Origin of the sequence: Candidatus Pantoea floridensis (assembly GCF_900215435.1) — a bacterium.
In the GTDB taxonomy this organism is placed as follows: domain Bacteria; phylum Pseudomonadota; class Gammaproteobacteria; order Enterobacterales; family Enterobacteriaceae; genus Pantoea; species Pantoea floridensis.
Genome location: NZ_OCMY01000001.1, coordinates 2573872 through 2596836 on the forward strand (window position 1 = coordinate 2573872; position 22965 = coordinate 2596836).

Annotated in this window: 12 protein-coding genes, 1 tRNA gene and 2 pseudogenes; 7 read left to right on the top strand and 8 right to left on the bottom strand. The window is 49.9% G+C overall.

Annotated elements, in window-relative coordinates; translation table 11 throughout:
• Positions 1–74: 74 nt before the first annotated feature.
• The 4 genes from deoA (at position 75) to mrdA2 (ending at position 5607) form a co-directional block, all read left to right on the top strand.
• Complete coding sequence (gene deoA, locus CRO19_RS12180) at positions 75–1397, top strand: thymidine phosphorylase (protein ID WP_097096035.1); 1323 nt, start codon at positions 75–77, stop codon at positions 1395–1397.
• Between the two features lie 94 nt (positions 1398–1491).
• A complete protein-coding gene (deoB, locus tag CRO19_RS12185; protein ID WP_097096036.1) occupies positions 1492–2715 on the top strand; it encodes a phosphopentomutase in 1224 nt (407 codons plus the stop codon).
• 33 nt (positions 2716–2748) lie between these two features.
• Complete coding sequence (gene deoD, locus CRO19_RS12190) at positions 2749–3462, top strand: purine-nucleoside phosphorylase (protein WP_097096037.1); 714 nt, start codon at positions 2749–2751, stop codon at positions 3460–3462.
• Between the two features lie 270 nt (positions 3463–3732).
• Positions 3733–5607 (top strand): peptidoglycan DD-transpeptidase MrdA2, encoded by a 1875-nt coding sequence (gene mrdA2 / locus CRO19_RS12195; protein WP_097096038.1) that lies wholly within the window; start codon positions 3733–3735, stop codon positions 5605–5607.
• 9 nt (positions 5608–5616) lie between these two features.
• Here the strand turns inward: mrdA2 and CRO19_RS12200 are convergent, their stop codons facing one another.
• The gene (locus CRO19_RS12200) at positions 5617–6939 is read right to left on the bottom strand and encodes a methyl-accepting chemotaxis protein (RefSeq protein WP_097096039.1); all 1323 of its coding nucleotides are present in this window, start codon (positions 6937–6939) and stop codon (positions 5617–5619) included.
• Positions 6940–7134: 195 nt separating this feature from the next.
• Between CRO19_RS12200 and CRO19_RS12205 the strand changes: the two genes are divergently transcribed.
• Positions 7135–7210: transfer RNA gene (locus tag CRO19_RS12205), tRNA-Phe, on the top strand.
• Positions 7211–7342: 132 nt separating this feature from the next.
• On the opposite strand, the gene CRO19_RS12210 is transcribed toward CRO19_RS12205, so the two are convergent.
• The 7 genes and pseudogenes from CRO19_RS12210 to CRO19_RS25765 form a co-directional block, all read right to left on the bottom strand.
• Positions 7343–7834: an Hcp family type VI secretion system effector gene (locus CRO19_RS12210; protein WP_097096040.1), complete on the bottom strand. Its 492-nt coding sequence runs from the start codon at positions 7832–7834 to the stop codon at positions 7343–7345.
• A 1-nt stretch (position 7835) separates the two neighbouring features.
• Positions 7836–8099, bottom strand: a complete 264-nt coding sequence (locus CRO19_RS12215) for a hypothetical protein (protein WP_176519150.1) — start codon at positions 8097–8099, stop codon at positions 7836–7838.
• Positions 8077–8595 carry a DUF2778 domain-containing protein gene (locus tag CRO19_RS12220; protein WP_097096041.1) on the bottom strand — a complete coding sequence of 173 codons (519 nt, stop codon included), beginning with the start codon at positions 8593–8595 and terminating at the stop codon, positions 8077–8079. Before CRO19_RS12220 ends, CRO19_RS12215 begins: the two co-directional genes overlap by 23 nt.
• Before the next feature lie 479 nt (positions 8596–9074).
• A pseudogene (locus CRO19_RS26240) lies at positions 9075–9617 on the bottom strand (TIGR03759 family integrating conjugative element protein); the annotation flags it as partial.
• A gap of 291 nt (positions 9618–9908) precedes the next feature.
• Positions 9909–11804, bottom strand: a complete 1896-nt coding sequence (locus CRO19_RS12235) for an AAA family ATPase (protein WP_097096042.1) — start codon at positions 11802–11804, stop codon at positions 9909–9911.
• Between the two features lie 228 nt (positions 11805–12032).
• Positions 12033–12452: pseudogene (locus CRO19_RS12240) on the bottom strand (DUF3577 domain-containing protein).
• Between the two features lie 90 nt (positions 12453–12542).
• A complete protein-coding gene (locus CRO19_RS25765) occupies positions 12543–18644 on the bottom strand; it encodes an Ig-like domain-containing protein (RefSeq protein ID WP_099686968.1) in 6102 nt (2033 codons plus the stop codon).
• Between the two features lie 750 nt (positions 18645–19394).
• On the opposite strand from CRO19_RS25765, the gene CRO19_RS12250 reads away from it, so the two are divergent.
• Both CRO19_RS12250 and CRO19_RS12255 read left to right on the top strand, forming a co-directional pair.
• The gene (locus CRO19_RS12250; protein WP_320204478.1) at positions 19395–22040 is read left to right on the top strand and encodes an autotransporter outer membrane beta-barrel domain-containing protein; all 2646 of its coding nucleotides are present in this window, start codon (positions 19395–19397) and stop codon (positions 22038–22040) included.
• A gap of 292 nt (positions 22041–22332) precedes the next feature.
• On the top strand, positions 22333–22959 hold the full coding sequence (locus tag CRO19_RS12255) for a response regulator transcription factor (RefSeq protein ID WP_097096044.1): 627 nt from the start codon (positions 22333–22335) through the stop codon (positions 22957–22959).
• Positions 22960–22965: the final 6 nt, after the last annotated feature.

Below are 22965 nucleotides of genomic sequence, written 5' to 3' on the forward strand. Positions count from 1 at the left end.
GCGATAAATCGCGCCGCTACGGCAGGTGCTAGCTGCCGTATCATTTCAATTTCTACTCCTCCAGGGAGGCAACCGTGTTCCTGCCACAAGAAATTATTCGTAAAAAACGCGACGGCCAGGCGCTGAGTGAAGCAGAGATTCGCTTCTTTATTAACGGCGTGCGCGACAACAGCGTCTCGGAAGGTCAAATCGCCGCGCTGGCGATGACTATCTACTTCCATGACATGACGCTGGAAGAGCGCGTAGCGCTAACCATGGCGATGCGCGATTCCGGCACGGTGCTGAACTGGAAATCGCTCAACCTCAACGGCCCAATTGTGGATAAACACTCCACCGGCGGCGTGGGCGATGTGACCTCGCTGATGCTCGGCCCGATGGTAGCGGCCTGCGGTGGATATGTGCCGATGATCTCCGGTCGTGGCCTGGGGCACACCGGCGGCACGCTGGATAAACTGGAAGCGATTCCCGGCTTCGATATCTTCCCCAGCGACGATCGTTTCCGCGAGATTATTAAAGACGTGGGTATCGCCATTATCGGCCAGACCAACTCGCTGGCACCGGCCGACAAGCGTTTCTACGCCACGCGCGATATCACCGCCACCGTTGATTCGATTCCGCTGATCACCGCCTCGATCCTCGCCAAAAAACTGGCGGAAGGATTGGATGCACTGGTGATGGACGTCAAAGTGGGCTCCGGTGCCTTTATGCCGACCTTCGAAGCGTCAGAAAATCTGGCGCAGGCGATTGTCGGCGTGGCGAACGGTGCAGGATGTAAAACCACCGCGCTGCTTACCGACATGAACCAGGTGCTGGCGTCTACCGCCGGCAACGCGCTGGAAGTGCGTGAAGCGGTGCAATTCCTGACCGGCGTTGCGCGGAATCCACGTTTGCTGGAAGTGACGATGGCGCTGTGCTCAGAAATGCTGATCTCCGGCAAACTGGCGGAAAACGACGCCGATGCGCGCAAAAAACTGCAGCAGGTGCTGGATAACGGCAAAGCTGCTGAAGTGTTCGCCCGCATGGTAGCGGCGCAAAAGGGCCCGGTAGATTTCATCGAGCGGATGGACAACTATTTACCTGCACCTACCTTAAGCAAAGCGGTGTATGCCGACAGCGCCGGTATTGTCAGCGCCATGGATACGCGTGCGCTCGGCATGGCGGTGGTGTCACTCGGCGGTGGTCGCCAGCGCGCCAGCGACAGCATTGATTACAGCGTGGGCTTAAGCGATATGACCACGCTCGGCACCCCGATAGACGCGCAGCGTCCGCTGGCGATTATTCATGCCAGCTCTGAAGCGCAGTGGCAGCAGGCCGCCGCCGCGGTGAAAGCCGCGATTACGCTGAGCGACGCGGCCCCCGAAATTACACCGGTCGTTTATCGTCGCGTGAGCGAATAACGCACGCTTCCGCGTGCCAGGCAGCGGCCGTTCGGGTATACTGATCTGATCGCTTTTTTTTGACTTGTCATCGCGCATTGCGCAGGAGACTTGCATGAAACGTGCTTTTATTATGGTTCTCGACTCCTTCGGGATCGGTTCTAGCAAAGACGCCGATAAATTCGGTGATGAAGGATCGGACACCCTCGGCCATATCGCCGAAGCGTGTTTCGAAGGCCGCGCCAATGAAGGTCGCGAAGGCCCGCTGCACTTACCTAACCTGACTAAATTAGGACTCGGCAAAGCCGCTGAGCTTTCCACCGGTCGTTTCCCGCCAGGCCTCGATCCCAACGCGGAAATCATCGGTGCGTACGCGTACGCCAGCGAACTGTCGTCGGGTAAAGATACGCCGTCGGGCCACTGGGAAATTGCTGGCGTGCCGGTGCTGTTTGATTGGGGCTATTTCAGCGACAAAGAGAACAGCTTCCCGCAGGAATTGCTGGATATTCTGGTGAAGCGTGCCGATCTGCCGGGCTATCTTGGCAACTGCCACTCTTCAGGAACGGTCATTCTCGACCAGCTCGGCGAAGAGCATATGAAATCCGGTAAGCCGATTTTCTATACTTCGGCGGATTCAGTGTTCCAGATTGCCTGCCACGAAGAGACCTTTGGCCTCGATCGCCTGTATGAGCTGTGCGAAATCGCTCGTGAAGAGCTGACGAACGGTGGCTACAACATTGGCCGCGTGATTGCGCGTCCGTTTGTTGGCGACAAAGCCGGCCACTTCGAGCGTACCGGCAACCGTCACGATCTGGCCGTTGAACCGCCGTCGGCGACCATGCTGAAAAAACTGGTCGACGAGAAAGACGGCGAAGTGATTTCGGTGGGTAAAATCGCCGATATCTACGCCGAGCAGGGCATCACGCAGAAGGTGAAAGCCACCGGCTTAGATGCACTGTTCGACGCCACCATTGAGCAGATGAAGAAAGCGCCAGATACCTCGATTGTGTTCACCAACTTCGTTGATTTTGACTCAACGTGGGGACATCGTCGCGATATCGCCGGTTATGCGGGCGGGCTGGAGCTGTTCGATCGTCGCTTGCCCGAGCTGATGGAACTGGTGAAAGAGGGTGACATTTTGATCCTCACCGCCGATCACGGCTGCGATCCAAGCTGGGAAGGTACCGAACACACGCGTGAGCACATTCCAATTCTGATCTACGGCCCGCATGTGAAGCCTGGATCGCTGGGATATCGCGATACCTTTGCCGATATCGGCCAGACCATCGCAAAATATTTCGGCCTGTCCAGCATGGACTACGGCAAGAGCATGCTGTAAAACAGCGCACCAATTTTTATAAGGAAAATAAACATGGCAACGCCTCATATTAATGCAGAAATGGGTGATTTCGCGGACGTCGTACTGATGCCTGGCGATCCGCTGCGCGCTAAGCACATTGCTGAAACCTTCCTCGAAGATGTGGTGGAAGTGAACAACGTGCGCGGCATGCTCGGTTTCACCGGTACCTATAAAGGCCGCAAGATTTCTGTGATGGGTCACGGCATGGGTATCCCATCTTGCTCGATCTACACCAAAGAGCTGATCACTGATTTCGGCGTGAAGAAGATCATCCGCGTGGGTTCATGCGGCGCCGTGCGCGCTGACGTAAAACTGCGTGACGTGGTGATTGGTATGGGTGCCTGCACCGATTCCAAAGTGAACCGTATGCGTTTCAAGGATCACGATTTCGCCGCCATTGCTGATTTCGAGATGGTGCGTAACGCGGTTGACGCAGCGAAAGCGCTGGGCGTTGAGGCGCGCGTAGGTAACATCTTCTCCGCCGATCTGTTCTACACGCCAGATCCGCAGATGTTCGACGTGATGGAGAAGTACGGCATCCTGGGCGTGGAAATGGAAGCGGCGGGTATTTACGGCGTGGCAGCAGAGTTTGGTGCGAAAGCGCTGACTATCTGCACCGTGTCGGATCATATCCGCACCCACGAGCAGACCACCGCGGCTGAACGCCAGACCACCTTCAACGATATGATTAAGATCGCGCTGGAGTCGGTGCTGCTGGGGGATTAATTTCTACCCTTGCTGCGCATATGAACCAGGGCGGCATAAATGCCGCCCCTACAACGAACGTAGGCTCGGCATAAATGCCGTCCCTACAACGAACGTAGGCTCGGCATAAATGCCGCCCCTACAACGAACGTAGGGTCGCCATTCATGGCGACCTGGCTTCCCACCGTAAACATCTGACACACTTTTACCCAGGCTTGTGCATCTTCGTGCTGGCTCTGAAACGATCTCTGCTTATCATTAGCGTGATAACAAAGAGACTAAGCCCACCTGATGAATTTCCGTAATTTCGAAGCAGAAGAAAAGCTGTTTGCCCGCCGTGCGATTGTCGCTTTTGCCCTGGTTGTCATCTGCTTTACCATTTTAGGCGTTAACCTGTATCGCCTGCAGGTTGATGAGCACAGCTATTACCAGACGCGATCCAACGAAAACGACATCAAAATGATCCCTATCGCGCCGACTCGTGGTCTGATTTTCGATCGCAATGGTATTCCGCTGGTGCGTAACGTTAGCTGGTATGACATTCACATCACGCCGTACAAAATCGACAATATGCAGGAGACGCTGAAGGCGTTGACGCCGATTGTTGATCTGACGCCAGAAGAGATCGAAACCTTCGAGCACGATCTCAAACAGAGCAGCCGCTATAAGCCGGTCGAACTGAAAGCTGAGCTAACGGATGAGGAAGTGGCGCGCTTTGCCGTCAATCAGTTCCGCTTTACAGGCGTCACCGTCGATACCTACCAGGATCGCGAATACCCTTACGGCGCGGACCTGGCGCACGTGCTCGGTTACGTCTCTAAAATCAATGACAACGACTACAAACGCCTGAACGCGCAAGGGCTGGGCGAGAATTATGCCGCCGACCACAACATTGGTAAGCAGGGCATTGAAGGCTATTACGAAGCGCTGCTGCACGGCAAAACCGGCTATCAGGAAGTGGAAGTGGATAACCACGGGCGTATTGTGCGCGTGCTGAAGGAGGTGCCGCCGGTTGCGGGCCAGAACATCACGCTGACGCTCGATCTGCACCTGCAGCAGTACGTGGAGAGTCAGTTGGCAGGGCAACGCGCGGCGGCGCTGATTGAAGATCCGCACGACGGCAGCGTGCTGGCGATGGTTTCCGCGCCGAGTTACGATCCTAACCCGTTCGTCAAAGGCATCAGCTATAAAGCGTATAAAACGCTGTTGCAGGATAAAGACCTGCCGCTGATCAACCGCGTCACGCAAGGCTTGTATCCGCCGGCTTCCACGGTCAAACCCTATATGGCGATGTCGGCGCTGCTCAATAAAGTGATCACCCCAAGTACCACCTTCTTCGGCGCACCCACCTGGACGCTGCCGGGCACCGATCGTAAATACCGCGACTGGAAAAAATCGGGCCACGGCATGCTGGATGTGACGCGTGCTATTGAGGAATCGGCGGATACCTTCTTCTATCAGGTTGCTTTTATGATGGGCATCGATCGCATCCACACCATGCTAAGCCAGTTTGGCTATGGCAAATCGACCGGCATCGATCTCAACGAAGAGTATGCTGGGTTACTGCCAAGCCGCGAATGGAAGCAGAAGGTGCATAAACACGTATGGTATCAAGGCGATACGGTGTCGGTGGGCATTGGGCAAGGTTACTGGGTTGCGACGCCGATTCAGATGGTGAAAGCGATGGTGGCGCTGATCAATAACGGCCGCGTCATCACTCCGCATCTGCTGGAGAAATCGCAGCGCGGCACGGTGGTGCAGCTCTATCAGCCAAAACTGCCGCAGGCGCAGATTGGCGATGCCAAATCGCCGTACTGGTCGCTGGTGCGTCACGCCATGTTCGGCATGGCGAACGCGCCGAACGGCACGGGCTACAAATATTTCCATACCGCGCCTTACGGCATTGCGGCCAAATCGGGTACCTCACAAGTTTTCAGTCTGAAGCAGAATCAGATCTATAACGCCAAAATGACGCCGATGCGTCTGCGCGATCACATCTTCTACACCGCCTTTGCGCCGTTTAACGATCCGAAAGTGGCGGTGGCGTTGATTCTGGAGAACGGCGGTAATGAAGGCGTGACGGCGGCGCCGCTGATGCGCAACATCCTCGACCATATCTTTGTGCCGCCAGCTGCAGCGCCGCCGTTAGCAACAGCGGCGCAGTAGATAAGTGACTTAGCCCTCTTTCAATGCATCCGTAACGTGGCCGATGGCGCGTACCACTTCGCTGGAACTGCCGCGAATATCGGCCATCATGCCGCCGGCTTCTTGCGCTAGCACCACGCCCTGGTCGGCGCGCTTCAGGTTTGATGCGATACCTTTCAGCGCTTTCTCCGCCAATGTGTGGTTCTGCTGCACCCTATTCTCAATCTCGGTGGTGGCGCGGTTGATATTGGCCGCCAGCGTACGCACCTCATTAGCGACCACGGCAAAACTGCGGCCGTGTTGGCCGGCGCGCGCCGCCTCAACGGCGGCATTGAGCGCCAGCAGGTTGGTTTGATCGGCGATGCGGCGAATGCTCTCAACAATGGCACCAATGCGATCGGAGGATTCGCTCAGATTATTGATATCGCCGGAAATACCATGCAGCTCGCCCGCTAAATCGTTCATGGTCTGCACGCTGTTTTCAATTACCGTTGCGCCCAGTCGCGTGCTTTCGCTGGTTTGCAGCGCGGTTTGGTACGCTTGCTGCGCGGCCTCGCGCTCTTGCTGATTCTTCTCCACCTGAGCGGTGACATCGGTGGCGAACTTCACCACTTTGTACAGCTCACCCGCTTCATTGAACACCGGGTTGTAGGTGGCGCGCAGCCACACCGTTTGGCCGCGTTTGTTCACGCGCTGAAACTGACCGGAGATAAATTCGCCCTGATTGAGCTTGTGCCAGAAGCGGCGATATTCGTCGCTGTTACGCATCTCTGGCGGACAGAACTGGCGGTGATGCACGCCAACCACCTCCGCCGCGCTGTATCCCATGGTTTTCAGGAAGTTGTCGTTGGTCATCAACACTTCGCCCTGCAAGTTGAAGGCAATCACTGCCATGGAGCGCTCTATGGCAGTGGTCATCGCGCGCTGCTCCTGCGCATCCATAATGCGCGCGGTGATATCGCTTGCCAGCTTGACGATTTTAATCACCCGGCCGCTGCGATCCTGCACCGGCACATAGTTGGCTTCCAGCCAGATGGGACGGCTGTGTTTCGCCACGCGCAGGAATTTGTCGCTAAAACCTTCGCCACGGTTCAGGCGCCGCCAGAAGTCGCGATAGTGCGGAGAGGTGATCTGATCGGCGGTGCAGAACAGGCTGTGATGCTGGCCGACGATCTCGTTGAGCGTATACCCCATGCGCTCAAGAAACAGATCGTTGGCGGTGAGAATCTTCCCTTCGGGGGTGAATTCAACCATGGCGATAGCATCCTGCAACGAATTGAGCGTTGCTACGCTATGACCGCGTTTCTGCCACGCAAGGCGTGACAGGATTCCTGATGTAATGGTGCTGAACATGGTGGACCTTATTATTGGTATGAGTTGTCAGCACGGTTATCGGCACAAATGCTCAAAAATCCACCGCTAATATTAGTAGGTGAGGAGGTATTTTTACCGGTTGGTCTGGCGGTTGCTTTAAAAGGCATCAGTCAGCGGATTTTTGCCGAAAAGCGTTTGACGGTGCGGCGCGAGTAGGGTTTAATGCGCCCCGTTGCCCGGATAGCTCAGTCGGTAGAGCAGGGGATTGAAAATCCCCGTGTCCGTGGTTCGATTCCGCGTCCGGGCACCAACATTTAGAAAACCCAGCTTATGGCTGGGTTTTTGCTTTTCTGAGATTAGACACTCTTCAAACAATCCTGCGGCGATTATTGCTCGATGCGGTACTGAGTTATCGGAACCGCCAAAGGTAACATTTATTCTATTAAGCAGTAGGACGTTCGTTCCATGCATCTGTGAATTGGATATTGCCATCTACAATGCGCCAGGTAATTTTCTCATACTGCAAACTGACGCTTTCCGTATGGTTTAGTTTGTCATTGCCAGCCAGCTTCACGTTGGCCACGCCACAGTTAACACCGGTGACTTTCACGTTTTCCATGAGCACCGTGTAATAGCACACTTCTTGGCCTGCATCGCTGATGTTATAGAAGCGAAGCTCAGCGCTTTTAAGCGTCTGTCCGGTGGCCGCAGCCTTGTATAGATAAGGCGTGGAGCTATCCACTTCTTTCTCAATCATCATTGATGAATGCTGGCGCGTGCCGGTGATTCTACCGTTAGAGCCGTCCACCGGCAGGTTAATGCCGTGGCTCATGCCGATAATTTCAATGCTGCCTTCACGATCGTGAACATCGACAGATCCTCGAATATCTGCTCCACCATCATCTTTAAGCCACATATACGGAGGGATTGGCATTTCACTTGCTCCTTATTTTATTGATTAACTTCATGGTTATTAAGTAAACAGCCGTGGTGATGGACACCACAATGACAAAATCAATGTAGAAATAGGCGTCGTAGAGGGTTTCAATATTGGATGCGCCACTGATAAATACAGCAACCTTTCGGGCAAAATACTGGGAGATATAGGTTTCAGCGCCACCGAGCGATCTGCCCACAACAAGCATTATTAACAGGAATAAAATGCATTTTGCGGCCCTACGGGCAAGTGTTTGAGCCATTGGCGACAACCTCAATTAATCCTCGGGCCATCAACGAAGGCTTACTTGGCACGGATACCATTGAAGTGTTCATAAATGCCTGACGGATTCGTGCATAGTCAGAGTTATGGGGAATGGTAATGCAGCCTTCTGATATGGTGCCCGGATGAAGCCTAAATAATTCGCGGCGCACGCCTTCATACCATGTTTCATCGTCAATGGCTGCGTCCTCTCGGTATAGTGCGAACCATTCACTTCGACCAAAGGCTACGCCTTTCACGTATTTGTTCCAGGCATCCTGTATTTCCGCCTTTCGCTTACCAAAGAAGCCACCTGCGCCGCGATCGATAACCCAGTATTTCCCCGGTGGCAGTGGACCGTCACCCGCAACTGCGCCGCAGCCTCCTCGATTTCGGTAAGCGCCATTACCAGAAAACGCCATAAAAACGCCGACGCCATAGATGTTTAACGGTGCGTAATCTGCGTCGTTCAGAATCAATGTCCCTTGAAGTGCCATTACCTGCCCCTCATTTGAACCCACATAGTAACTGTGGGTTATGTTACTTCTGGCGGATATTCAGAGCCAGAAATAATAAGGGGATGTAATCAATTTTGTTTCGCCGCCCACATTATTTATGGCCGCCGGGAGAAAAAATTCGGCTATGTACGGTTGATGTTGAGCTCGCGACCTATATGAAAACTTGCACTGACAACTCAAATTAATTAGAAGGCACAGTTTCTCTTGAGTACAAATCTGCCTTACCGCTACTGTGGCTTGCCTGCTATCGTAGCGATAGCCTTTGTCCGGGAGATTGAATGTCCAGGGCCACGATCGCGTTCTGTGTGGCAGCTTGCGTGATGATTCAGCCATTGCTAATGGGTAGAGCGACTCACCTGGAGCGCCATGCTGCAGCGCGACTTCCTGATAACCTGACGGCACGCTTTGTATGTTGGTTGATGCCACTGAGCTGGCGGCACTCAGCAACAAAGCGGCGGTTAGAACGCAGCGATATGCCATCCGCTTTCCCCTGTTGCAGAAGAACCGGCATGATCCTCTTGCCGTAGCATCCAGCGGTCTGCATCGTTGTTCAGGGTGATACGGCGCTAGCGGACTTGTTCGGTAGGAATGGGGTGTTGTTGCGCCCAGCTACGAAGTTTCTTATCACTGCCTTCGCTATCGACAAGGTAAATATCAACGGGGCGTTTATCGGCGAGGACGGCAGAGAGGCGAGCATCGCAGCGCTGGCAATCTGATGCGCGCACGAACAGCGCGAGCCGGCCGCCTGAGTCATGCGCGATTCCTGCTGCGTTGCCCATATTCGCCGGCAGCATGTTGGATATCAGGCGCTTTCAGGCAGCATCAACTTCGCGCTGGAATTTGAGTTCTTTTTAGGTGCGCTAGTATTCCTATTTAACACATAGTTCGGCGTTGTTGCGGGCTTCAATACCCAATGCAGACATTGGATCAAGATTTAGAGATTGAATGCCTCGAACATCTTTCATAATAAGGTCATAACGATAGTTTTCTTGTTTGCTCATTTCATTAGAAGTGAATGCCATTTGCTAAAATTTAGGCTATTAATAGTTATATTTGTTGAGCTATAAGCAGACTCTTTATTGCCAGAGCCATAAGCAGGAACGAGAAAAAAACGATCATAAACCGGATAGCAATGACTTTATTATTCATAACCTAACCCCATAGAAGTGAAGATGTAATTGAGGTTATTTTAATGGAGGGTGATATTGCAAGATAAACAAATGAGAAATGAAAAGTAAATTATGGGGTGATTTTTTAACGCCATCTTTTGATGAGATGGCGTGGGTGATTTATCAGATATGATCTAGGTATGGAGAGTGCAGTAATTTGAAAACATCTCTCCATGCTTCTGGGATGGAATTAAAATCAGTCCAATTATCACTGATGTGTTTGTGAGCTTTGTAAGGTTTGTCTGAAGATGGGGGCGGATAGTTTAGAATATCTTCTATGCAATCTCTTATCATAATTCTTCTTTGTGCAGTGGAAACATTAAGAATCAGATCATTAAATATTCTCGCTCCTGCTTTCTGGCTATCTTCATCATGAAGTATAATATAATTCACATCAAGTGCGTTTAGATACTTCGCCAATGAAATGAACACGGCCTTTCCTCTTGCTCTTATTACTTCACAATTACCAATAACGCTGTCTCTGTCATTTTTAGTTAATCTTTTGATTGTTTCACGGATAACAACTTCCTCAGTATCTCCTTCAACGAAGATACACTTATTAGTAAAGAATACTCTCGAAACACAATCATCAACTTTTAAGAGCATTTTTAAATTAAGCTTTTCGTCACCTGCAATATCTTTAAAAGCGTCTGTTAAATTAAATGCATTGGTTTTAGTAAAGCCAGATTCTAACCTGCTGAATTTAGTAAGGCTCATTTTTTTATCAGTTGATAAGTCAACCATGTATGGAGAGTGAGTGGTTGCTACCACTTGGCAAGTTGCGCCAGCAAGGCTATACAGTGCATCCCTCATTTGATTAGCAGCTGCGGGGTGAAGATAGATTTCCGGCTCTTCGAAACAGAAGATTGTAGATCTTGGAATCAGAGCCTCGCGATTGTAAAAATCATGCGCAAAACGATAAAGCTGAAATGCAGTTGCTCTAATCATCCCGTGCCCTTGATATTTAACGGGAGTCTTAACGTTACTCTCCATTTCAACATTAAATATAGGCTGAATTACTTTTTCTGCGTCCTCCAAAGAAGCACCAACATGAACACTTGACTCAGGGAATACTGATTTTACCATTCCGTTTAAGTCACGCATTAGTTTACCAAAGTCGGTGTTTGCGTCAGAAGGGTCCATTTCCTTAGCTAAAGCATTCAAAAGAGTTTGAGCTTGTTGATAGTTTATTGACTTTTTCCGCACTGCTGCAAAAAGTTCAGTCATCAATAGGTGCAATGATCCTGATTTACTCTCTAGTTCAGAAAGGCAGGACTCAGCAGGAATTATAACAACCCTAGGGAGTTTAGATAAAACGTTACCTGGAATACCCCCAGGATTTTCAACCCAGTCCGCATCAGATTGCTCATTTACTTCCCAATAGTCACTAAGGCCTTTTAGTGTCGCACTTATATCTTTCAATGACAACTTGCTTTTTAATTTCTTTTCACCAAACATGTCTTTCAATAATTCTTCAGAAAAGTCATCTCCAATAAGGTCTTGTACGGTGGTTGCATCTTTATATTTTTCTTTAGGATATATATTGTATTCTTTTAAGAATACGTTCGGTTTGGATAGCTTTATGTCCCAAACTTTTTTATAAACGATTTTGTAAGGACTTTCTCCAGCTTTTGCTTTATCATTTAAAATTACACGGCCTTTAAATCCCAGCCAGTCTTTAGCTTCTTCGGGTATATTATGATACTCGGCAATAATTTCAACTTTATCCTCATACTGGAAACCATCAGATTCTACTTTTTCCTTAATCTCTTCATCACCAATTGTTTCATCAGGGCTTTCAGATTGATCATCTACTTGAACTTCCTCCCCTTTAACCTTTACAAACTTAGAATAGTCATCTCTTTGAAGGTTTTTATTGCCATGAAGATATTCAAGTGCTGCGAAAACGCTAGATTTACCAGAGTTGTTAGAACCAATTAAGAATGTGGCATCTTCAAAAAAGATCTCGCAATCTTTTATTTTTCTAAAGTTTTTGATGTTTACTTTGTGAAGTCTCATCTACATCCTCCTGATATGAAATGATAAGTTAATATTTAAATATCACTAACCCAGGAAAAATAACAATAATATTTAAGTTTAATTAATGTATCAAGTAAGCTTAACTGATTGATTTTTAGTTGGTTGGACAGCGAAGTTATGGTTTTTAATCCCGAGTAGTTCTTATAAATAAGTTTTTTATTTTTATAATAAGTGAAAAAATGCAACTTAATTTCAATGGGTGTGTAGTTAAAATGAATTAGCAGCATAGCTCTGACTAGGCTTAGTCTGAGCCGGTGGCGTTGACTTCACACGCTCAGCCTTATAAACCATCGCCTGACCAATCTTGATCCAATCGAACTCAATCAGTCTTGCTTTCAGGCCCACCCGCTGTTCGCCTGCATGATCACCTTTGTTGAGTGTGAAAATGTCTAATGTCAGGTTGCTGAGAGTAAGCCCAAACAGTACTCTCTAGCCCTCGCCCAAGGCTTTCTGTTAGCGGTCTATAAGGTCCGTTGCTTCCTTACTGGCGACAGTGGCATCAAAGCGCACATAGGTTGGGCTGTCAGTGGGGCTGCTCAGCGTATTAATCACCATACTAAGAAAGCGGCCATTGAGGGTTTCAATTCTGCGAATGTTGCTCAGATAGCACTGATACCCTTTTTTCATTGGTGCTCATCCGTAATATTCGCCTTTTCAGACATAAAAAAACGGATGGCGAACCATCCGTTTTTACTTACCTGTTAATGAAGTAAAACATCACATTGCTGTGTAGTTTTGCTCTTCAGGTTCAATCAGCGGCAACGCGCTGTTGTTCACCACACCAGACTGCGTTTCTACGGTCATATCGGCTTGCGCGATAGACAGTGGTTTTGCAGCAGGCTGCTGTGCTTCAACTTCTTCACTAAACAGCGCTTGCTCCGGGGAACTGAGAAGATCGGCAGCTGAGATATTCAGCGCTGATTCATTAGACTCAGCTTGCACCGTAAAGTTAAGCGGGTGACTCTCAAGATAGAGACCTTTAACCACAACGGTGTGCGCCCCATCATCACGCTCAGGTAGTGTAAATGACCACGAGCCATCCTGACCTGTCCGCACCTCACCGACCTTTTCATCATTGTCGTAAATTTCCAACATGATGCCTTGGCCAGCAACGCCTTTCAGGGTTGGGGTTGAGTCAGAGGTAGTACTACGAGGCACGATATAGCTATCGCCCTGTTCGTCGTCGTAGGCGCCGCAACGGATTTCAATATCATTTGGTGACTTGAGTTCGAAGCTAAAATCAACGCTTTCCTGTTGACCCTGGCCGGTGACTTTCACCAGATTCGCGCCTGATTCTAACGGCTCCTTGACGTCGAAGGTCCAGCGACCATATTCATTGGTGATTGCAGTGCCGAGCTCTTTACCGTTAATGGCGATGGTGACTACCGAGCCTACTGCCGCGATACCATTTAAGGATGGCGTGTTGTCGTAAATCGGTGAGCTATGGCCAATACCGAAATGCTCAGTACCGCCATCGAAACTACTCACTCCTTCCAGCACTAAAATACGGTCCGCTTCCGCAGGAACCACGGTGAAGGTAAATGCCTTACCGTGATAATCGGGACTCGAGCCTGCGGTGATGTTGTGTTCACCCAGTGATAATGCTGTTTCTGGTTTGAACGTCCAGAAGCCATTACCCTCAGCGCGCGTTTCGCCAATCAGAATGCCATTATCGAAGATCTTCACTACAGCCCATGCATCAGCCTTTCCGGTAAAGCGTGGGGTATAGTCATCACTTTCGCCATTTTCAGGAATGCGTCCCGATTCAAGCACGCTATCGTAGGCAGCGGTTACTTCATAAGTTGTGCCTTTCGGTAGTGGGTTTTCTGGATCAGGGGTAACCACGGTGAAGGTAAAGGCTGGGCCTTGATGTTCAGCATCTGGTCCTGCAGTGATGTTATGCTCACCAAGAGGCAACGCGGTTTCAGGTTTGAATGTCCAGAAACCTTGACCATCAGCGCGCGTTTCACCGATCTCAATGCCATTGTCGAAGATTTTCACTACTGCAAACCGTAAGGTATGTCCAGTAAAGCGTGGAACACTGTCATCGCTCTTGCCATTCGCAGGAATGAGCCCTGACTCCAGAACGCTATCGTATGCTGACTCGACGGTGGAGATAATTTCCGGTTCAACAGGCGGCTCAACTACCGTCGGAGCGGTGATGTTGAATGTGTAAGTCTCGCTGGCGTTGCCTGCTTCCGCGACTGCCACGATGCTATGTGGGCCAACGTTCAGTGGATCGGTAAAGGTAAAGGTCCAACTTCCGTCGGCTAAAGTCTTAACTGAACCAATCCAGTTTCCATCTTCATAAAGATTGATAACAACATTTTTCGGACCGCCGCCGCGTAGATCCGGCGTGGTATCGGAGGTTGAATTCCAGCCCGACTCCTCACCGGAGTTGGCGTACACAGAATTCGCACTCACCGGTACTTTTATCACCAGCTCAAACGGATCGCTTTCCTGACCATTGTCAGCTTTTGCCACAAAGTTGTGTGAGCCCTGTCCCAGATAGTCATGAACAATATATGACCATGTACCAAGGTCAGATGTTCTCGCCACTCCTATTTTTACACCATTATCATATATGGTAATGAGGCTGTTCGGCTCTGCAAAGCCGACAAACGAAGGCTTGTCATCCTGAATCACATCATGTGGTTTCAGATAACCAATTTTGTTACCGACATCTGAAAGACCGTAATTGATGCTGGTTTTACGAACGGGTTCAGGCTCGGGCTGTGGTTCAGGTTCAGGTTCAGGTTCAGGTTCAGGTTCAGGTTCAGGTTCAGGCTGTGGCTCAGGCTCAACTGGGATTACCGGTTCTACGGGTACATTGATATACAGCGTAAACGGATCACTTTCGCTGCCGTCAGCGGTTCTCACTGTAATGGTGTGCTCACCACCACCCAGCTCCTGCTCGAAGTTCCAGCGTCCGCCCCAGCTCGATACGACAGAGCCAATCTCAACGCCGTTGTCGTAAATAGTGATCAACGTATTTGGTGCCGCCGTGCCGTTAAAGCGTGGCGATGTGTCATTGACCGAGTCATTGTCGCCGACCTCACGATCATATGATCCGCTATTATCAAATGCGCGATCGATAGTGACGGGGATTGCTGGCACTTCTGGCTCAACCGGTACTTCTGGCTCCACAACAGGTGCGTTGATATACAGAGTAAAGGGATCGCTCATGCTGCCACCTGCGGCTTGCACCGTAATGATGTGCTTACCGCCGCCGAGTTCCTGCTCGAAGTTCCAGCGTCCGCCCCAGCTCGAGACGACAGAGCCGATCTCAACACCGTTATCGTAAATAGTGATCAGCGTATTCGGTGCCGCCGTGCCGTTAAAACGTGGCGATGTGTCTTTGACCGAGTCATTGTCGCCGACTTCACGATCGGACCATCCGCTATCATCAAATGCGCGATCGATAGTGGCTGGCTGGCTTTCTGGTGTTGTAATCGCGAAGCTAAACGGTTTGCTCTCGTTGCCCTGCGCGTCCTTAAAGCTGATGCTGTGCGCACCACCACCCAGTTCCGGCGTGAAGACCCACTCACCGCGGCTGTTCGAGGTGGTGACACCAATAGGCTGACCGTTGTCATACACGGTGATCTGCACGTTCGGGCTGGCCTTGCCGTTAAAGCGCGGCGTGGTGTCACGTGTGGTGCCGTTCTCACCAACCGGCTCCCAGCCGTAATTGATGTCCTGATTTACCGCTTCAATGGTGATGTTTGCATCGACGGTGAAGCTGAACGGTTTGCTCTCGTTGCCCTGCGCGTCCTTAAAGCTGATGCTGTGCGCACCGCCACCCAGTTCCGGCGTGAAGACCCACTCACCGCGGCTGTTCGAGGTGGTGACACCAATAGGCTGACCGTTGTCATACACGGTGATCTGCACGTTCGGGCTGGCCTTGCCGTTAAAGCGCGGCGTGGTGTCACGTGTGGTGCCGTTCTCACCAACCGGCTCCCAGCCGTAATTGATGTCCTGATTTACCGCTTCAATGGTGATGTTTGCATCGACGGTGAAGCTGAACGGTTTGCTCTCGTTACCCTGCGCGTCCTTAAAGCTGATGCTGTGCGCACCGCCACCCAGTTCTGGCGTGAAGACCCACTCACCGCGGCTGTTCGAGGTGGTGACACCAATAGGCTGACCGTTGTCATACACGGTGATCTGCACGTTCGGGCTGGCCTTGCCGTTAAAGCGCGGCGTGGTGTCACGTGTGGTGCCGTTCTCACCAATCGGTTCCCAGAAGTAATTGATGTCCTGATTTACCGCTTCAATGGTGATGTTTGCATCGACGGTGAAGCTGAACGGTTTGCTCTCGTTGCCCTGCGCGTCCTTAAAGCTGATGCTGTGCGCACCGCCACCCAGTTCCGGCGTGAAGACCCACTCACCACGGCTGTTTGAGGTGGTGATACCGATAGGCTGACCGTTGTCATACACGGTGATCTGCACGTTCGGGCTGGCCTTGCCGTTAAAGCGCGGCGTGGTGTCACGTGTGGTGCCGTTCTCACCAATCGGTTCCCAGCCGTAATTGATGTCCTGGTTCACCGCTTCAATGGTGATTGGCTGACTTTCCGGTGCTGTCACAGTGAAACTAAATGCATCGCTCAGGCTGCCTTTTCCTGCTTCAAAGGCGATGCTATGCGCGCCAGCGCCCAGCTTCGCCGTATAGGTCCAGTAACCTGCAGAATCTGCAACAGTTTCACCAACCGGATGCCCATTATCATACACAGTGATTTTTACATTCGGACCTGCACGCCCGGTAAAACGCGGTGTAGTGTCATTAGTGGTGGCGTTGCGGTCAAATTCACGTTCATAGCCGCGCGTATCGTCGTAGGCGTGATCGACAGTGATTGGCTGACTTTCCGGTGTGACTACCGTGAAGTTAAACGCATCGCTCAGGCTGCCTTTGCCTGCCTCAAAGGTGATGCTGTGCGCGCCGCTGCTCAGATCTGCTGTATAGGTCCAATAGCCCATGTCATTGGCATCAACGGTGCCGATAGGCTGACCGTTGTCATATACGGTGATTTTTGCATTCGGACCGGCGCTGCCGGTAAAGCGTGGCGTGGTATCGTTAGTGATGCCGTTGCGCTCAATATCGAGTTCATAGCCATGCGTATCATCGTAAGCGTTACCGATATTAATTTGCACACCCTGCGGGTCCACTATGGTGAAGCTGAAGGTATCGCTTTCATTACCGGTACTGGCTTTTGCGGTGATGTTGTGAGAGCCGTCAGACAGCTCGGCCGTAAATTCCCACTCGCCACGGCTGTTAGCCATTGCGGTACCAACAGGTTTGCCATTGTCAAAAATGGTGACCTCTACATTCGGTGCAGCATGACCGCGCAGAAGTGGTGTGGTGTCATTAGTGGTGTCGCCACGGTTAAGATAATTTTCATAGCCGCGGGAATCATCAATACCGTAATCAATGGTTGTTGCTACGGTTTCAGGACCAACGATTTCAAAATTAAAAGGTTGTGTGGTGTTGCCATTACCCGCATCAAATATCAGGTTATGTTCACCAACGCCCATTTCAGGGAAGAAGTACCAGTTTCCGTTGGCTTCAGCCGTGATTTCAGCAATCGGTTTGCCATTATCATAAACGGTAATGACGGCGCCAGGATCGGCACGTCCAGCAAAGCGTGGTGTAGTGTCGTGGATTTTATCGCCGGGAGCGATATAGCTGTTATGTTCGCCGCTGTCATCGACTGGCGGTGTCAGGGTGATAGGGGTTGTGCCTACGGGAAGAACAACAAAATCAAACGAAACGATCGATCCTGGCGTAGTGACGATCAGGTGGTGAGATCCCGCATCCAGTGCAGGCTTGACCGTGAAGCTCCAGAAACCCTTATCATCTGACATAGTGCTGCCGACCATTTTTTCACCATCAAAAATGGTAACTAAGGTATTTGGCGCTGCATCACCAATCAGACGTGGCGTGGAGTCGTAACTTTTGCTGCCCTCGACTATCTGCTTGCTGCGTTCATCATCGACGACAAAGGAAATTCTAACGGGTGCTCCAGGCTCCCGGATGCCAGGAATTTCTGGATCTACAACGATAGGCGTTTCCGGTTCCACAATGACAGGAACTTCAGGTTCCGCTGTACCGACGATTTCAAACGTAAACGGTTTAGTCGTATTACCATTGCCTGCATCGAAGGTCAGCGAGTGTGCCCCAGTTCCCAGCGTCGGGAAGAAGGACCAGTTGCCATTATCTTCAGAGGTGATTACCGCGATCGGTTGACCATTGTCGTAGACGGTGATCGTGGTATTAGGATCGGCCGTTCCGGCAAATCGTGGGGTGGTGTCCTGAATTTTATCGCCTGGCACAATCGTGTTGTTGCGCTCTCCGCTGTCATCGATTTGATAATCCAGCGAAATCACCGTCGTTCCCTCAGCAAGTAAGACAAAATTAAAGGAATCACTGGATTTATCTGAGCTGAAAGTAAGATTGCGTGCCCCGACTTCTAAGGGCGATGCTGGCGTGAACGTCCAGTTTCCGTTCTCATCAGATGTCGTTACACCAATTTGATTTTCACCATCGTAAATGATGATGGGCGTGTAGGGTTCAGCCGTACCAACAAAACGTGGGGTGGCGTCGTAGGTTATGCCGTCGGCAATGACCTGTTTAGCGTGCTCGTCATCGGCAACATACGAAACCTGAACCGGCTTTGCTTCTGCGAGCGCGGCGTTGGTGGTTGAGATCTGCCCAACCGCAGAATCTGCTGCATGATTGATGGCAGCTGCAGGCGCATCGGTTAAAACAGAGACGGTGGCGTTCTCGTGGCTGGAACGGTGCACATTACTCTTTTTCGATTCTTCCATGGTATTGACTCTCTATTACTTAGCTACATCCAGTACGTAACTAACGGCGCTATAATAAGGATTCAAAAAAATGCGCTTATGAGACGTGGCTCAATACGCGGTGAGACAGGATGATTTCTCTTGCATTGGATTAAAAATTCAATGAATACAATGGATTAAGTTGATGCTTAGAAGTTAAATTTTTCGTTATTATTTCACGTCACCTCAATCCACACTTTACTCGCATCTGGCGGGGCGAGGGCATTGAGTAGAGGACGACAGCATTAGTGCTATTAAATAATTTTAATTAGCATGTGAAAAATTTTTTAATAGCTGATGAAAAACTCCCCCGCAATAATACTCGTTTATAATATTTCTCCGCGCCGTAATGGGGATTATTTTAAATAAAAATACGCCTTATTTTAAAAAATAAATCACTTCAAAAACTCTCCTCCTCCTACACCCCATAGGGAAAAAGACTACAAAAGGAAGATAGCGTTCCGAATGACATTTAAAGGAATGTTTATCAATCTTGCATGAAGGATTTTATGTCTTTTTATTTCAGATGTATTCACGGTAGAAACACGTTCAAGGAGTAAGAATATGTTACCTAAATTAAAGTTATCCTTATTATCGCACCAATGTCTAATAGCTATCACCACGATGAGTATTTCATCGTTATCCTATGCGGATTCTCCCTGGAAAGTGACTGATGGTACTACTTTAACCGCGACAACGAGTTACTCTGGTCGTACGGTTGGAGATTATCCATTGTATGTATCCGGGGATAATAGCGTATTACAAACTATTGCTGGGTTAGATTTTCGTACTTCGGGTGATAATTATGCTGCTGCCCAGGTATTAGATCTTGGTACGTTAAATTTAGAAAGTTCGACGCTGGTTACCCGTGGCGCGAATTCGCATGGCATTAATGTTGATAATGGCACGGTGAATATCAACGGTGGATCAATCACCGTGGGCGGAGATAACAGTGATGGAATCCATGCCGACAATGGCGCCACACTCAATCTTAACGGTGTTGCCATTACGGCTGACGGCGTGGGTGGCAACGGCATCGCATTAAAAAATGGCAGCCTGACGGCGACAGATGTCAATATATTTGGCAATGGGCAAGCGGGAAATGGCCTCAAGCTGTTTGTCGATAATACCGCAAGTGATTCCCAGGCGACGCTTAAAAATGTTGATATCGTCATGCGTGGTAATGCCAATAGCGGTTTACTATTGGGTAATGGCAGCGTCAATGCAGACGAGCTAAATATATCTGCCAATGGCAGAACGCGCGGCATTGAAATTAACAGTGCCAGTAATGGCCGTGGCATAATGACCCTTGATAATAGTAATATTCACACGTCCGAGGGCGAGGCCATTTATGTGCAGTCCGGCGATATTGCTATTAGCAATACCATCATTAATACGGATAGCGGCATTGGCATTAATGTTGGCGATAATGCGACTGCCACCTTCAACGGTGGTAGCATTACTTCTCAGGATGATGACGGCACGGCAATATCTGTGGCGGGCAATAACTCTTCAGTAACCCTCTCAGATACCACACTCACCACTTACGGCAATGCCGCTCATACCCTGTTTGCTGATGCGGGCGGCACCATTAACGCTGACCATATTCAGGCTCTCACGCATGGTCAGGACGCTTATATTCTTGCCGCGCATTCAGGGAATTTTAATATCAGCAATAGCCAGCTGGAAACGCTTGGAGATGCACCAGCGTTATATGTCACCAGCGATACGGGGTTTAACACCAGCAACGTTGTGTTAGATAACACCTCGTTGGTGAGTAAAAGTGGTTCAGCGGTGATGGCCGATGGCGCCGCACTCGATTTAACCGTGAAGAATGGTTCGCAGCTGATTGCGGGTAACGGTATTTTGCTGGACAGTAAGAGCGGTACGCAACCGAGCAGGGTTAGCCTGAAGGCTGAAAATGATGTGCTGCTGAGCGGTGACATCATCGCGGAAAGTAACAATCGTGTGGATGTCGATCTTGCGCAATCGTCGCAATTAACCGGCGCCATACTCAACGGTTCGGCTATGACCATCGACGGCAGCAGCCGTTGGTTGATGACCAAAAACTCCGATCTCAAATCGCTGGCTTCAGCGGGTATGATTGAATTTGCCCACAGCGACGATGGCTTCAAAACGCTCGCGCTGGGCGATCTCTCCGGCAATAGCCAGTTTGCGATGACAACCGATCTGCAGAAACTCACGGGTGATCTGATTACCGTTAGCGGAAACGCCACGGGCGATCACGTTCTCTCGATTAACAATACCGGTCTGGAGCCGGGTGAAACGCACGATGTACTGGCGGTGGTAAAAACGGCTGGCAATGGCGATGAGCAGTTTACTTTGCAAAATGGCGTCGTGGATGCGGGTACCTACCAGTACGAGTTAAAGCATCAGGATAACGATTGGGTGTTAGCCCAGAAATTTAAAGAGGGCGGCGGCGGTGATGATGGCGGAGATCCCGTTGTGACGCCTTCAACAGCCACCGCGCTGGGCATTTTTAACGCGATGCCTTCCGCATGGTATGGCGAAATGACCACCTTGCGTACTCGCCTGGGCGATGTGCGTCAGGGCAAACAAAAGGGTGGTGCGTGGGTACGTGGCGTGGGCGGCGAATTTAAAATGCATGACGCCAACGGCGAAGGGTATAGCCAAAACCAGTCAGGTATTTCTGTTGGTGTAGACAGCGCAATCGATGTAGGGCAATCGCAAATGCTGCTGGGCCTGTTCAGCGGTTATAGCCGCAGTAACCTGGCGTTTACGCACAACAGTTCCGGCACTATCGACAGTTTCTTTATCGGCGGTTACTCCACTTTCCTGCTGCAGGATGGTTGGTTTATCGATAACGTCATCAAAGCAAACAACTTCAGCAACCATACTAACGCGCGTATGAGTGATGGCCAGCTCGCCAAAGGTGGCTACAGCACGCCGGCATTCGGGTTATCTGTTGAATTGGGTAAACGTATTGATTTTGATGGCGGCTGGTTCGCTGAGCCATCAGTGCAGTTATCAAGCGTATGGATCAAAGGCACGGGCTACCGTTTAGATAATGGCCTTAAAGCCGATAGTGACATGGCAACCTCTAAGCAGGCTGCATTGCATGGTGTTGTTGGAAAGAATATTGAATTAGAAAATGGCATGACAATTCAACCTTGGATACGTGCCTCACTCATTGAGGAGTTTGCAAAAAACAACAAGGTTCATATCAATGATAATGGTTTTAACAATGATATGTCGGGCGTGCAGGGTAAATTTACATTAGGTACATCCGCGCAGCTCACTCAGGATGTGCAACTCTATAGCGAAGCGAATTACAGCAAAGGTTCCAAAACCGAAACACCATGGAATGCCAGCGTTGGGGTACGCTGGAGTTGGTAATGATTGGCTAATTTTTTGAAAGAGTAGTCAGCAAGTAAAATAGAGGCGATGAGTATTTTCATCGCCTTTTTAGTGCAAAAGAACGTACGTATGTATTTGGTGGTTAATTAAAAAGTAAGCTGTAGGGAATTTCCTGATGCTCAAAGCCATAATATGGCGAAGTGGCGCAATAAGAAGGACTTTTCTGAATGCGAGCGTAATGCTACAGCCAATTATGCGTGTGTCATGCCGCTAAAGATCGTAGCATAGTTGCCCTGACAATAATAATGAGTTGCCTTTCGAGACGTTTCCTATGTCAAGAGTGTTAATTATTGATGATCACCCAGTAACCCGACTTGCACTGCGTATTTTGTTGGAAAGTAAAGAGTATATTGTTGCCTCAGAGACCGGTGATGGCTTTGAAGGTATTAGCATGGCAAAAACGTTACAGCCCGACCTGGTTATTGTCGATATCGATATCCCCTCAATTAACGGCATTGAAGTGGTCAATAGATTACGTCGGCTTGGTTTTTCCGGTTATATTTTGGTGCTGACAGGGAAAAGAGAGCAGCATTATATTAACCTTAGCATTAAAGCGGGAGCGAATGGTTATATCAGCAAGGAGAATAATCTCTCCGAACTGCACGATGCCATTCGAGCGATCCAGTCCGGGTACAGCTATTTTCCTATGCCCGTATTGAACAATAAACAAACGTCGTCGATCCCTGATTCAGAAGGCGATTTTGTTTCTCTTCTGTCTGCGCGTGAATTGCAAATTTTGAAATACCTGGCAAGCGGTATGAAAAACATCGATATATCAAAAATTATGAAGCTGAGTGATAAAACGATCAGTACTTATAAAACCCGGTTGCTTAAAAAGTTACGTATGAGTAATCAGGTTGAACTCGCTAACTTTGCTCGCCGGCATAATCTGGACTGATCAATG

Excerpts from the sequence above, each read along its gene's own strand:
- deoB (WP_097096036.1), top strand. The coding sequence starts at position 1,492 with ATGAAACGTGCTTTTATTATGGTTCTCGACTCCTTCGGGATCGGTTCT.
- deoD (WP_097096037.1), top strand. The coding sequence starts at position 2,749 with ATGGCAACGCCTCATATTAATGCAGAAATGGGTGATTTCGCGGACGTC.
- mrdA2 (WP_097096038.1), top strand. The coding sequence starts at position 3,733 with ATGAATTTCCGTAATTTCGAAGCAGAAGAAAAGCTGTTTGCCCGCCGT.
- CRO19_RS12200 (WP_097096039.1), bottom strand. The coding sequence starts at position 6,939 with ATGTTCAGCACCATTACATCAGGAATCCTGTCACGCCTTGCGTGGCAG.
- CRO19_RS12210 (WP_097096040.1), bottom strand. The coding sequence starts at position 7,834 with ATGCCAATCCCTCCGTATATGTGGCTTAAAGATGATGGTGGAGCAGAT.
- CRO19_RS12215 (WP_176519150.1), bottom strand. The coding sequence starts at position 8,099 with ATGGCTCAAACACTTGCCCGTAGGGCCGCAAAATGCATTTTATTCCTG.
- CRO19_RS12220 (WP_097096041.1), bottom strand. The coding sequence starts at position 8,595 with ATGGCACTTCAAGGGACATTGATTCTGAACGACGCAGATTACGCACCG.
- CRO19_RS12235 (WP_097096042.1), bottom strand. The coding sequence starts at position 11,804 with ATGAGACTTCACAAAGTAAACATCAAAAACTTTAGAAAAATAAAAGAT.
- CRO19_RS25765 (WP_099686968.1), bottom strand. The coding sequence starts at position 18,644 with ATGGAAGAATCGAAAAAGAGTAATGTGCACCGTTCCAGCCACGAGAAC.
- CRO19_RS12255 (WP_097096044.1), top strand. The coding sequence starts at position 22,333 with ATGTCAAGAGTGTTAATTATTGATGATCACCCAGTAACCCGACTTGCA.